We start from the raw sequence: 13,290 nt of genomic DNA on the forward strand, positions 1-13,290 counted from the left end.
GTCATCGCTCAGGTATCACTCTCAGGCTGGATATTCATCCAGCCTTTTTTATGTTATAAAATCCGCCACATTCGTTAGTTAAGGAAGCGTTCAGGTGATAGGTCGTTTACGGGGCAATATTCTGGAAAAGCAGCCGCCACTGGTGCTGCTTGAGGCACACGGCGTCGGCTATGAAATTTATATGCCCATGACCTGTTTTTATGAGTTGCCTGAACTTCAGCACGAAGCGGTGATTTTTACCCACTTCGTGGTGCGTGAAGATGCGCAGCTGCTGTTTGGTTTTAACAGCAAGCAGGAGCGCGCGCTGTTTCGCGAACTGATTAAAGTGAATGGCGTCGGACCTAAGCTGGCGCTGGCGATCCTCTCCGGCATGTCGGCGCAGCAGTTTGTGACCGCTGTCGAGAAAGAGGAGATCGCGTCACTGGTGAAACTGCCAGGCGTGGGCAAAAAGACGGCTGAGCGTCTGGTGGTCGAAATGAAGGACCGCTTCAAAGGAATGCACGGCGACCTGTTTGGCGGCGATTCTGCGTTTACGCTGACCACGCCGAGCGCCGAGCCGGAAACCAATGATGCGGAATCCGAAGCGGTTGCAGCGCTGGTATCACTGGGTTATAAACCGCAGGAAGCGAGCCGTATGATCAGTAAAGTCGGTCGACCGGATGCGGATTGCGAAACCCTGATCCGCGAAGCGCTACGCGCCGCCATTTGAGGTAAGTCATGATAGAAGCCGACCGCCTGATCTCCGCTGCCAGTATCAGCGAAGAAGAGGTTATTGACCGCGCTATTCGCCCGAAGATGCTGACCGAGTATGTCGGTCAGCCGCAGGTGCGTGAGCAGATGGAGATTTTCATCAAGGCAGCGCAACTGCGCGGCGATGCGCTCGATCATCTGCTGATCTTCGGTCCGCCGGGACTGGGTAAAACCACCTTGGCGAACATCGTGGCCAACGAGATGGGTGTCAATCTTCGCACTACTTCAGGTCCGGTGCTGGAAAAGGCGGGCGACCTGGCGGCGATGCTGACCAACCTTGAACCGCATGACGTCCTGTTTATCGATGAAATCCATCGTCTCTCACCGGTGGTGGAAGAGATACTCTACCCGGCGATGGAAGATTATCAGCTGGATATCATGATTGGCGAAGGCCCGGCTGCGCGCTCAATCAAGCTCGATCTGCCGCCGTTTACCCTGATTGGTGCCACCACGCGTGCTGGCTCGCTGACCTCGCCGCTGCGCGATCGTTTCGGCATTGTGCAGCGGCTTGAGTTCTATCAGGTTAAAGATTTGCAGCACATCGTAGGCCGCAGCGCCGCCTGTCTGGGTCTGGCGCTGAGTGACGAAGGGGCGTTAGAGATCGCCCGTCGCGCCCGCGGCACGCCGCGTATTGCCAATCGCTTGCTGCGCCGCGTTCGTGACTTCGCCGAAGTGCGGGCAAATGGTGACCTGAGCGGTGAAGTCTCCTGCAGCGCGCTGGATATGCTTAACGTAGACAGCGAAGGGTTCGATTATATGGACCGTAAACTGCTGCTGGCGATCATCGACAAATTTATGGGTGGGCCGGTGGGGCTGGATAACCTGGCTGCGGCTATTGGTGAAGAGCGCGAAACCATCGAAGATGTGATTGAACCCTTCCTGATTCAGCAGGGCTTCATTCAGCGCACACCGCGTGGCCGAATGGCCACGCAGCACGCTTATCGTCACTTCGGCATCACGCGTCAAGAGTAACTAGACTGCTGGTTTCCGGACCATACTGAAAATAAACAGGATGGCGGCGCAGAGCACCACTGACGGCCCGGCAGGCGTGTCGTAGAAGGCGGAGAAGGTCAGGCCGCCGGTGACGGCAATCACCCCGATGACTACGGCGACGGCCGCCATGCCTTCCGGTGAACGCACAAAGCGACGAGCGGTCGCAGCGGGGATAATCAGCAGTGAGGTGATGATCAGCGCACCCACGAACTTCATCGCCACCCCAATCGTCAGTGCCGTGACCAGCATCAGAATCAGTCGGGTACGCTGGATATTGACGCCGTCCACCTGTGCCAGTTCCGGGCTGATGGTCATCGACAGCAGCGACCGCCACTGCCACGCCATCACCAGCAGCACGATCACCACGCCGCCACCCATCATCCAGAGGTCGTCTGGCGTCACCGCCAGCAGATCGCCAAACAGATAAGCCATCAGATCGACGCGAACGTTCTTCATCAGGCTGACCACCACCAGGCCCAGCGACAGCGCGCTGTGCGCCATAATCCCCAGCAGGGTATCGATAGCCAGATGTGGACGACGCTCCAGCCAGACCAGTCCCAGCGCCAGGCAGACCGTGACCAGAATCACCGCGTAGTAAGGATTCACGTTAAACAGCAGGCCAAATGCCACGCCCAGCAGAGAGGCATGCGCCAGGGTATCGCCGAAATAGGACATCTTGCGCCAGACAACAAACGATCCCAGCGGACCGGCAGCCAGCGCTAACATCACACCGCCTATCCAGCCCGGTAATAACAACTCAATCATGATGGACCCTGTCCTTTGCGTAAAACGATACGTCCCTGAAGGTCGTGACGGTGATTATGATGATGACGATAAATCGCCAGCTCCTCCGCGCCGCGCGGACCAAACATGGCGATAAATTCCGGATGCTGCGATACCGCTTCCGGGGTGCCGGAACAACAGATGTGATGGTTAAGGCACAGCACTTCGTCGGTTTTGGCCATCACCAGATGCAGATCGTGGGAGACCATCAGTACGCCGCAGTTCAGTTCGACGCGTAACTGATTGATAAGGTCATAGAGTGACACCTGACCATTCACATCCACACCCTGAGTAGGCTCATCGAGTACCAGCAACTGAGGCTGATTCAGCAGGGCGCGCGCCAGCAGCACACGCTGGGTTTCACCACCGGAAAGCTTTTGCAGAGGGGCGTTGAGCAGGTGACCCGCCTGCACGCGTTTCAGTGCTGGCAGGATCTCGGCGTTTTTGCTGCCACGGGTCAGACGCATAAAGCGTTCAACGGTCACTGGCAGGGTCGGGTCGATGTGCAGCTTCTGTGGCACATAGCCAATTCGCAGTCCGGGATCACGCTGAACGGAACCGGTGGTGGGAGCGAGCAGTCCCAGCACCACACGCACCAGCGTTGATTTTCCGGCACCGTTAGGACCCAGCAGGGTGAGGATGCGGCCAGGCTGCAGTGCCAGGCTGACACCGGATAACACATTGCGCTGGTTAAACTTTATCGAAACATTATCGAGTGTGACAAGTGAGGTCATAGTATTTACAGGTTGCACAGAATTTCGAATGTTATAATATCACATTCCACCTCATGGTCACGATGGAATGACGCAATATGTTACATAATAAAAAGGGCGCAATTTTCGCCTTAACTGCTTTCTCCGTTACAGCTTCGTTAACCCTTCCAGCTCAGGCGAATGTCGTGGCTTCACTCAAACCGGTAGGGTTTATCGCTGCGGCCATTGCCGATGGTGTCACACCGGTTGACGTTCTGCTACCGGACGGTGCCTCTGAACACGATTATTCCCTGCGGCCCTCAGATGCAAAACGCTTAAAAAACGCGGACTTAGTCGTATGGGTCGGGCCTGAAATGGAAGCCTTTATGGCGAAGTCTGCGGCTGAACTTCCGGCCCAAAAAAACCTCGCGATGGTGAACATCGACGGGGTAAAACCGTTATTGATTAGCGGTGGTGAAGATGAAGATGAACACACAGCGGAAAAATCCGAAGAACAGGACGCCGATGCCCATCACCATCATCACGGCGAGTTTAATATGCACCTGTGGTTGTCGCCAGAGATTGCGCGCAAGACCGCGGTTGCAATCCATGGAAAATTATTGGAACTTATGCCGCAAGATAAAGCCAAACTTGACGCCAACCTCCAGCAGTTTGAGGTAGCTTTGGCGGACACGGACAAACGCGTTAGCGCACAACTCGCTCCGGTCAGAAATAAAGGATATTTCGTTTTTCACGACGCTTACACGTACTTTGAAAAACAATACGGTCTCTCGCCCACCGGGCACTTTACCGTCAATCCTGAAATTCAACCGGGCGCTCAGCGTTTACATCAGATACGAACACAGTTGGTTGAGCAAAAGGCGGTCTGCGTCTTTGCTGAGCCACAATTCAGGCCAGCAGTCATCGATGCTGTCGCCCGCGGAACGCAGGTGCGTAAAGGCACGCTCGATCCCCTGGGAACAGACATCAGCTTAGCCAAAGACAGCTATGTGAAATTCCTCTCACAACTGTCGAGCCAGTATGAAAGCTGCCTGAATGGAGCATGAGGAATAGGTAAAAGTGCAGCAGATAGCCCGCTCTGTCGCCCTCGCATTTAATAATTTGCCGCGCCCCCACCGCGTAATGCTGGGTTCTTTAACTGTAGTCACTCTGGCCGTCGCTGTCTGGCGGCCTTACGTTTATCATCCTTCGGATGATGTGACGCCCATCGTCAAAAACATTGAACTGGATAAGAACACGTTCCGCACGCTGTTGCCGGAAGCCAGTGAGCCTATCGATCAGAGCACACCGGAACCGGAAGAAGAATTGCCTGCGGACGATGTGGACACCGACGTGCCCGAAACGGCCGGTGTTCACGACTACACCGTTTCATCCGGCGATACTCTGAGCAGTGCCCTGAATCAGTATGGCATCGACATCAGTGACATTAATGCGCTGGTGATGAGCGACCGCGATCTGCGTAATCTGCAGGTTGGTCAGCAGCTGAGCTGGACGCTGGATGATGATGGCGGCCTGAAAACCCTGAGCTGGGAAATTTCCCGCCGTGAAACCCGCACCTATGAGCGCACCCCTAAAGGTGGCTTTAAGATGGATGCGGAGATGCAGAAGGGCGAATGGCGCAACAGCGTGATGCAGGGCGAAGTACGCGGCAGTTTTGCCGCCAGCGCCCAGCGTGCCGGGCTGAGCAGTGCCGAAGCCAGCGCCGTAATCAAAGCGCTGCAGTGGCAGATGGACTTCCGTAAGCTGCGTGCAGGTGACCAGTTCAGTGTACTGATGTCACGCGAAATGCTGGATGGCAAGAGTGCGCAGAGTCAGTTGCTGGGTGTGCGCCTGCGCAGCGGGGGTAAAGACTATTACGCTTTCCGCGCCGAAGATGGCAAGTTCTACGATCGCAGCGGCTCCGGTCTGGCGCGCGGCTTTATGCGCTTCCCGACGGTTAAGCAGTATCGTGTCTCCTCTAACTTTAATCCGCGTCGTCTCAACCCGGTTACCGGCCGCATTGCGCCTCATAAAGGCGTCGACTTTGCGCTGCCGATCGGTACGCCGGTGCTGGCAGTGGGTGATGGTGAAATAGTGGTGGCGAAGAACGGCGGTGCCGCGGGTAACTACGTCGCCATTCGTCATGGCCGTCAGTATATGACGCGCTATATGCACATGAAGAAAGTGCTGGTGAAGCCAGGTCAGAAAGTGAAGCGTGGCGACCGTATTGGACTGTCAGGCAACACCGGACGTTCCACCGGGCCGCATCTGCATTTTGAAATCTGGATCAATAATCAGGCGGTCAACCCATTAACGGCGAAACTGCCGCGCATGGAAGGCCTGACCGGTAAAGATCGCAGCGATTACATGGCACAGGTTAAATCCTGGCTGCCTCAGCTGGGTCTGAAGTAAGCGAATTTCGTTAAATCGCGCAAAAACCGACGGGTTCCCCGTCGGTTTTTTGCTATCTGGCGCAGGATGATTGCAAATTTTCAGGTCGTCACTATCATTAGCCGGTCATTGCTTGAGGCGAGTGCATGGAAACCCGTAAAAAAAATAACACTGAATTTATTCCCGTTTTTGAACGTTCTTTTCTCAAACCTAAATACTGGGGCAGCTGGCTGGCAATTGGTGCGTTGGCGGGTCTGGCGTATTTACCGCCGAAAGTGCGCGATCCGCTGCTGGGTCGGTTAGGCAAATTCGCCGGTAAGCTGGCAAAGGGCGCACGTCGCCGTGCGCTGATTAACCTCTATTACTGTCTGCCGGAACTCAGCGAGGCGCAGCGTGCAACGCTGGTCGATGAGATGTTTGCGACGGCACCGCAGGCGATGGCAATGATGACCGAGCTGGTGCTGCGCGATCCGGCGAGTATCCGTGAACGTGTAGAGTGGCATGGTCGTGACATTATCGACCAGATGAAAGCGGACCAGCAGAATGTGATTTTCCTGGTGCCACACGGCTGGGCGGTGGATATTCCTGCCATGCTGCTGGCGTCAGAAGGGCAAAAGATGGCGGCAATGTTCCATAACCAGAGCGATCCGCTGATGGACTATGCGTGGAACACCGCACGCCGCGGTTATGGCGGACGGCTTCATGCCCGCAACGACGGCATTAAACCCTTTATCAGTTCGATCCGTCAGGGCTACTGGGGCTACTACCTGCCCGATCAGGATCATGGCCCGGAGCACAGCGAGTTCGTCGATTTCTTTGCCACCTATAAAGCGACGCTGCCTGCGGTAGGGCGACTGATGAAAGTCTGCCGCGCTCGTGTGGTGCCGCTGTTTCCGGTTTATAACAGCGAAACGCACAAGCTTGAGATTTATGTGCGTCCGCCGATGGACGATCTGCTGGAAGCTGACGATCACCAGTTGGCTCGCCGGATGAATGAAGAAGTGGAAGTGTTTGTCCGCCCGCATCCCGAGCAGTACACCTGGATCCTCAAGCTGCTGAAGACCCGCAAAGAGGGTGACATCGAGCCCTATTCGCGCAAAGATCTCTATCCGCGCAAATAGCAAAAAGGCCGCGAAAACGGCCTTTTCTTATCTCCTAATCACTGGCTACAGGTGTGTGCTCCCTTGCTTTGAGCTTCTGAGCTGCCTGCTCAGGACACACCTGTGGCTGGGCTGCCTTTTTATAACGCCTCCAGCCTGCTGCGACGTTTACGCTCGCGCATAAACAGGATCACCAGGCCAAACCAGAGCACGCCGCTGATAAAGTTGACCAGGCAGAACCACAGCGTGCCGCCGCTGAAGTAGCCGCTTTTCGCCAGCTCAATTCCCACCGCCAGCGTCATAATACTGATCATTCCCAGCATCGCTGCCACGCTGCCTTTGCCTTCGTTGCTGGCGTAGAGCGTCAGGCGATACAGTCCGGCATTGACCATGCCCGCGCCAAAGGCGTAGAGACTCAGGCCAGCGGTTATCAGCAGATAACCGTGGCTGTTCATCAGGCTCGCCACCAGCGCCAGGCTCAGACCAATCAGAATCGGCCAGGCGGCGAACTTCACCGGCTGTTCAATCGGCACGCGTCCCGCCAGCTTACTCAGCGTCAGGTTACCGGCGATCATCGCCAGAAACACCGGCAGCTGCAACAGGGCGTACTGCATGCGTGACAGACCTTCGTCGTGCATCAGGATCACCGGCGAAAGAGCAACCCAGGTGAGGATCGGGATAAACACCAGCCCGATAGCGAAGGAACCAAACATCACCAGCCGGTCTTTCATCAGCCGGCCATAGTTGCGTGCCAGATTGGGCAGGGCGATGGAGTGACTGCGGTCACCTGCGGTTTCGGGCATCACACGCCACAGCACCACAAAGGCGACCAGGCTGCAGGCGGCAAACAGCCAGAACATGCTGCGCCAGCTGCCAATGGTGAGCCAGGCTGCACCGGCAAGCGGACCCGCCAGCGGAGCCAGCAGCGCCACGTTGGCCATCAGCGCCATCATGCGCACCGCCAGCGCCTCATCGAAGGCTTCCTGAATTGCGGCATAACCGACCGCGCCGATAAAGCAGAGGCTGATGCCCTGAATAAAGCGCAGGCTGACAAATTCTTCAATCGAGCTGACCCAGTGCATCAGCATGCAGGCGACGGCAAAAAACAGGATGCCGAAGAGCATCACCGGTCGCCGGCCAAACTTATCAGAGAGAGGACCCAACAGCCATTGCAGCACCACGCCGCCAATCAGGTAGGCGGTCAGGGAGGTAGAGACCCATTCAGGGCCGACGGAAAATTCGCTGGTGACGATCAGCATGCCAGGCTGGATCATGTCATGAGCAATATAGGTGGCAAACTCGAACAGCACTAACGCCAGAGGAAAGAGTAAAATTCGGCCGGTAAGCTGGCTGATGGGGTGGAAACGGGCCATCTGGCCTCCTTGTCAGAAAAGAAAACGCGACTGCCAGGCAGTCGCGTCGTTTATTCTACACCGACAATGTAAACCCGGGCTCAATTAATCCACGCGCAGCACACGTGTGGTATTGGTGGTGCCGGTGGCGCCCATCACATCGCCCTGCGTCACAATGACCAGATCGCCAGAGACCAGGAAGCCTTTGTCGCGCAGCAGGTTAACCGCATCGTGTGCAGCAGCCACACCGTCGTTATTGCTGTCGAAGAACACCGGCGTTACGCCGCGATAGAGCGCGGTGAGATTCAGTGTGCGTTCATGGCGTGACATGGCAAAAATCGGCAGGCCTGAGGTGATACGAGAGGTCATCAGCGGGGTACGGCCCGACTCGGTCATGGTGATGATCGCGGTAACGCCCTGCAGGTGGTTCGCGGCGTACATGGATGACATAGCAATCGCTTCTTCGACATTGTCGAACTGCACGTCCAGACGATGCTTGGAGACGTTGACGCTCGGGATCTTCTCCGCGCCCAGGCAGACCTTCGCCATCGCTGAGACAGTTTCAGCCGGATACTGACCCGCTGCGGTTTCCGCAGAGAGCATCACAGCATCGGTGCCATCCAGCACGGCGTTCGCCACGTCCATCACTTCTGCGCGGGTCGGCATCGGGTTAGTGATCATCGACTCCATCATCTGCGTCGCGGTAATGATGGTGCGGTTAAGCTGGCGGGCACGACGAATCAATGCTTTCTGAATGCCGACCAGTTCCGGATCGCCAATCTCAACGCCCAGATCGCCACGCGCCACCATCACTACATCAGAGGCCAGAATGATGTCATCCATCGCTTCCTGGCTGGCGACCGCTTCGGCACGTTCCACTTTTGCGACCAGTTTGGCGTCACAACCTGCTTCGCGCGCCAGACGACGTGCCAGATTCATATCTTCACCACAGCGTGGGAAAGAGACGGCCAGATAGTCGACGCGGATTTTGGCGGCAGTGATGATATCCGCTTTATCTTTTTCGGTCAGCGCTTCAGCTGAGAGTCCGCCGCCCAGTTTGTTAATGCCTTTGTTGTTCGACAGCGGGCCACCCACGGTGACTTCGGTGAACACCTTCATATCCTGAACTTCCAGCACTTTCAGCTGCACGCGGCCATCATCCAGCAGCAGGATATCGCCCGGCACCACATCTGCCGGCAGGCCTTTGTAGTCGATACCGACGCGCTCTTTATCCCCTTCGCCTTTACCCAGATTGGCATCCAGCAGGAAACGGTCGCCGATATTCAGGAAAACTTTGCCTTCTTTGAAGGTTGAAACACGAATTTTTGGACCCTGGAGGTCACCGAGGATGGCCACGTGGCGACCCAGTTTTGCGGCAATCTCGCGCACTTTATCGGCACGGATCTGGTGATCTTCTGGCGTGCCGTGAGAGAAGTTGAGTCGTACAACGTTCGCGCCGGCAGCGATGATTTTTTCTAAATTATTATCACGATCGGTGGCCGGGCCGAGGGTTGTAACGATTTTGGTTCTTCTGAGACGTCTTGACATCGAGGACTCCGTAAACATTTAAGCGTGCCCTGGTCTGTGGACACAGCATGGTTATCTATTCTATATGATCGACGGGTTGTGATACGACTCACATTGTAAATGTGATGTTAATTTTTTTTACTGATCATCCTTTTCCCGAATGGTGTGCTTTTCGTAACGCGACGCTTTCAACGCCTCTTTCACGCGTTTCAGGTTTTCCCGGAAGGGCGCACCCCGTTCCAGAGTGAAACCGGTCGCCAACACATCGATCACGGTCAACTGCGCCAGGCGCGATACCATCGGCAAATAGATATCCGTATCTTCCGGTACATCAAGCACTAAAGCTATCGCTGCTTCATGGGCAAGGGGAGAATCGGCAGAGGTGATGGCTATAACGGTGGAACCGTTTACACGGGCCAGGCGAGCCAGTTCTACCATATTTTTTGTGCGTCCAGTATGCGAAATGAGAACAAAAACGTCACCGGCTCGACTATTTATGCAACTCATGCGCTGGATCACAATATCGTCTGACCAGATGACCGGCAGATTAAAGCGCAGAAATTTGGTAAAGGCGTCATGCGCCACCACAGCGGAAGCCCCCAGCCCGAAAAAGGCAAGTTTGTCAGCCTGAGTAATCAGGGTGACGGCCTGCTGCAGTTGGGCGCTATCCAGTTGATCCCGCACCCGCTGCAGCCCTGCCAGCGCCGAGTCAAAGATTTTGTGGCTGTAGTTCTCCACACTGTCATCGTCCTCCACGCCCCGGCTGACCCAGTTGCTGCTTTTCACCAGGCTCTGCGCCAGTTGCAGCTTAAAGTCGGGAAAGCCGCGCGCGCCCAGTCGATGACAGAAGCGATTCACCGTGGGTTCGCTGACGCACGCTTCGCGCGCCAGGGTCGCAATGCTGGAGTGCATCGCCGCCTGAGGCGCAGCCAGAATCTGCCGGGCGACTTTCTGTTCCGCATTGCTGAGCGCGGCGAACTGCGCCTCAATTTTTTCCAGCATATTCATAAGCCGATGACCATAATCACTTTTACCAATTTCAATTATCCCTGTCGTCAGAGTCGATTAACAGAGACTATATCGTGTCAGCACCTGCCAGGCGCAACGGCGGACAAGTCGATTGCCCTTTTTTTTGGGATACTTTGACCGGTGCCTGATTTTCCTGACACCAACAGACACAGAAAAAACCGGCAATCCGCACGTGTCATCACACGCGCTTAGCACATCCGGTACAGAGTTAATGCGGTTGACCCGGCGAGTCGGTTTACCTGGCGCGGGGAAAAAAGTACATTGTGCTCAAAGAAAATAATAACCTGGACCCGGTGGCAGAGGATGCATCACCACCGGACTATCCTGCAACGAGGAGAGGAAAATGGCGGTAACACAAACAGCCCAGGCATGCGATCTGGTGATTTTCGGTGCCAAAGGCGATCTTGCACGCCGTAAACTGTTGCCTTCACTGTACCAGTTAGAGAAAGCGGGGCAGATCCACGAGGAAACCCGCATTATTGGTGTCGGCCGTGCCGAGTGGGATAAAGCGGAATACACCAAAGTGGTACGTGAAGCGCTGGAAACCTTCATGAAGGAGAAGATTGACGAAGCGCTGTGGGACAAACTCAGCAATCGTCTCGACTTCTGCAACCTCGATGTCAACGACACCACGCACTTCCCGAAACTGGGCAAGATGCTGGACCAGAAAAATCGCACCACCATCAACTACTTCGCCATGCCACCCAGCACCTTTGGCGCCATCTGCCAGGGGCTCGGCACCGCGAAGCTGAATGCTAAACCGGCGCGCGTAGTGATGGAGAAGCCGCTGGGCACCTCACTGGAAACCTCGCAGGAGATCAACGACAGCGTTGGTGAGTACTTTGATGAGAGCCAGGTGTTCCGTATTGACCACTATCTTGGCAAAGAGACCGTGCTTAACCTGCTGGCGCTGCGCTTTGCTAACTCTATCTTCGTGAATAACTGGGATAACCGCACCATCGACCACGTCCAGATTACCGTGGCCGAAGAAGTGGGTATCGAAGGCCGCTGGGGTTACTTCGATAAAGCGGGCCAGATGCGCGACATGATCCAGAACCACCTGCTGCAGATTCTGACCATGATCGCCATGTCGCCGCCGTCCGATCTCAGCGCCGACAGCATCCGTGACGAAAAAGTTAAAGTGCTGCGCTCGCTGCGCCGCATCGATCAGACCAACGTGCGTGAGAAAACCGTTCGCGGCCAGTACACCGCTGGCTTTGTGCAGGGCAAAAAAGTGCCTGGCTACCTGGAAGAAGAGGGTGCCAATAAGTCGAGCGCCACAGAGACCTTCGTGGCAATTCGTGTCGATATCGACAACTGGCGCTGGGCGGGTGTGCCGTTCTACCTGCGTACCGGTAAGCGTTTGCCGACCAAGTGTTCAGAAGTGGTGGTCTACTTCAAAAACCCGGAAATGAACCTGTTTAAAGACTCCTACTCCGAGCTGCCGCAGAACAAGCTGACGATTCGTCTGCAGCCGGACGAAGGGGTGGATATCGAGATCCTGAACAAAGTGCCGGGCCTCGATCATAAACACAAACTGCAGACCACCAAGCTGGATCTGAGCTACTCCGAGACCTTTAACCAGTCGCACCTTGCCGATGCTTACGAGCGTCTGCTGCTGGAGAGCATGCGCGGTATCCAGGCGCTGTTTGTGCGCCGCGATGAAGTGGAAGCCGCGTGGACCTATGTCGATTCCATTATCGATGCCTGGGCTGCGGACGGCGACTCTTCCAAGCAGTATCAGGCGGGCACCTGGGGACCGGTGGCCTCAGTGGCGATGATTACCCGCGATGGCCGCTCGTGGAACGAGTTCGAATAACGAAAGTGATGATGAAGCCCGCAACGCGGGCTTTTTTTTCGCCCTTAATCCGGGCCAGCCAACACGAATAAAATTGAACTGCCGTTTCAAAATGGTCGCAGGATGATAGACGCTCAGGAAGCTGATCATGTATGGTAGTGACGCAATTTACAGGGCAGGAGCCGATGCTCCATGACCGGGTCGCAATCCCGGTGTTATCAAGCAAGGGGAACTGATGAAAAACTGGAAAACGAGTGCAGAACAGATTCTGACCACCGGACCTGTGGTGCCGGTCATCGTTGTGAACAAACTGGAACACGCCGTGCCGATGGCAAAAGCGCTGGTGGCAGGCGGTGTCAGAGTGCTGGAAGTGACGCTGCGCACGCCAGTGGCGATGGATGCCTTACGTGCGATGATTAAAGAAGTGCCGGATGCGATCGTCGGTGCGGGAACGGTGATTAATCCGCAGCAGTTACAGGAAGTGACCGATGCCGGTGCGCAGTTTGTGATCAGTCCTGGCGTCACCGAGTCGCTGCTGAAAGCGGCGGTTGAGGGGTCGGTACCGTTGATTCCCGGCATCAGCACCGTTTCTGAGTTAATGACCGGTATGGACTACGGTCTGCGCGAGTTCAAGTTTTTCCCGGCAGAAGCGAACGGCGGCGTTAAAGCGCTGCAGGCGATTGGCGGACCCTTCCCGCAGGTGCGATTCTGCCCGACCGGCGGCATCTCTCCGGCGAACTACCGTGACTATCTGGCGCTGAAAAGCGTGCTGTGCATCGGCGGTTCGTGGCTGGTGCCCAACGACGCGCTGGAAGCGGGCGACTGGGATCGCATCACCCGCCTGGCACGCGAAGCTGTTGAAGGCGCGAAGTAAG

12 protein-coding genes are annotated in these 13,290 nt (G+C 55.9%); 7 read left to right on the forward strand and 5 right to left on the reverse strand.

Going from position 1 to position 13,290, the window contains the following annotated elements:
* Positions 1–94: 94 nt before the first annotated feature.
* Together ruvA and ruvB are read left to right on the forward strand one after the other, a co-directional pair.
* Positions 95–709 carry a Holliday junction branch migration protein RuvA gene (gene ruvA / locus ACVKSX_RS01890; RefSeq protein WP_003849207.1) on the forward strand — a complete coding sequence of 205 codons (615 nt, stop codon included), beginning with the start codon at positions 95–97 and terminating at the stop codon, positions 707–709.
* An 8-nt stretch (positions 710–717) separates the two neighbouring features.
* Positions 718–1,722, forward strand: a complete 1,005-nt coding sequence (gene ruvB / locus ACVKSX_RS01895) for a Holliday junction branch migration DNA helicase RuvB (RefSeq protein ID WP_236351680.1) — start codon at positions 718–720, stop codon at positions 1,720–1,722.
* Here the strand turns inward: ruvB and znuB are convergent, their stop codons facing one another.
* Complete coding sequence (znuB, locus tag ACVKSX_RS01900) at positions 1,723–2,508, reverse strand: zinc ABC transporter permease subunit ZnuB (protein WP_010258643.1); 786 nt, start codon at positions 2,506–2,508, stop codon at positions 1,723–1,725. It lies immediately after the preceding gene.
* Positions 2,505–3,260: a zinc ABC transporter ATP-binding protein ZnuC gene (znuC, locus tag ACVKSX_RS01905; protein WP_010258646.1), complete on the reverse strand. Its 756-nt coding sequence runs from the start codon at positions 3,258–3,260 to the stop codon at positions 2,505–2,507. Before znuC ends, znuB begins: the two co-directional genes overlap by 4 nt.
* A gap of 77 nt (positions 3,261–3,337) precedes the next feature.
* Between znuC and znuA the strand changes: the two genes are divergently transcribed.
* The 3 genes from znuA (at position 3,338) to lpxM (ending at position 6,730) form a co-directional block, all read left to right on the forward strand.
* A complete protein-coding gene (znuA, locus tag ACVKSX_RS01910) occupies positions 3,338–4,285 on the forward strand; it encodes a zinc ABC transporter substrate-binding protein ZnuA (RefSeq protein ID WP_010670802.1) in 948 nt (315 codons plus the stop codon).
* A 13-nt stretch (positions 4,286–4,298) separates the two neighbouring features.
* Complete coding sequence (gene mepM, locus ACVKSX_RS01915) at positions 4,299–5,630, forward strand: murein DD-endopeptidase MepM (protein ID WP_010258653.1); 1,332 nt, start codon at positions 4,299–4,301, stop codon at positions 5,628–5,630.
* 125 nt (positions 5,631–5,755) lie between these two features.
* The gene (gene lpxM / locus ACVKSX_RS01920) at positions 5,756–6,730 is read left to right on the forward strand and encodes a lauroyl-Kdo(2)-lipid IV(A) myristoyltransferase (RefSeq protein ID WP_122888765.1); all 975 of its coding nucleotides are present in this window, start codon (positions 5,756–5,758) and stop codon (positions 6,728–6,730) included.
* 119 nt (positions 6,731–6,849) lie between these two features.
* Here the strand turns inward: lpxM and ACVKSX_RS01925 are convergent, their stop codons facing one another.
* The 3 genes from ACVKSX_RS01925 to ACVKSX_RS01935 form a co-directional block, all read right to left on the reverse strand.
* Complete coding sequence (locus tag ACVKSX_RS01925) at positions 6,850–8,082, reverse strand: MFS transporter (RefSeq protein ID WP_022625519.1); 1,233 nt, start codon at positions 8,080–8,082, stop codon at positions 6,850–6,852.
* Positions 8,083–8,166: 84 nt separating this feature from the next.
* On the reverse strand, positions 8,167–9,609 hold the full coding sequence (gene pyk / locus ACVKSX_RS01930; RefSeq protein ID WP_033757915.1) for a pyruvate kinase: 1,443 nt from the start codon (positions 9,607–9,609) through the stop codon (positions 8,167–8,169).
* A 117-nt stretch (positions 9,610–9,726) separates the two neighbouring features.
* Positions 9,727–10,596: a MurR/RpiR family transcriptional regulator gene (locus ACVKSX_RS01935; RefSeq protein ID WP_187484296.1), complete on the reverse strand. Its 870-nt coding sequence runs from the start codon at positions 10,594–10,596 to the stop codon at positions 9,727–9,729.
* A 364-nt stretch (positions 10,597–10,960) separates the two neighbouring features.
* Here ACVKSX_RS01935 and zwf point away from each other — a divergent pair, with 364 nt between their 5' ends.
* Together zwf and ACVKSX_RS01945 are read left to right on the forward strand one after the other, a co-directional pair.
* On the forward strand, positions 10,961–12,436 hold the full coding sequence (gene zwf / locus ACVKSX_RS01940; RefSeq protein WP_354438270.1) for a glucose-6-phosphate dehydrogenase: 1,476 nt from the start codon (positions 10,961–10,963) through the stop codon (positions 12,434–12,436).
* A 214-nt stretch (positions 12,437–12,650) separates the two neighbouring features.
* The gene (locus tag ACVKSX_RS01945; protein WP_033769234.1) at positions 12,651–13,289 is read left to right on the forward strand and encodes a bifunctional 4-hydroxy-2-oxoglutarate aldolase/2-dehydro-3-deoxy-phosphogluconate aldolase; all 639 of its coding nucleotides are present in this window, start codon (positions 12,651–12,653) and stop codon (positions 13,287–13,289) included.
* Position 13,290: the final 1 nt, after the last annotated feature.

Source organism: Pantoea sp. PvP021, from assembly GCF_054056055.1.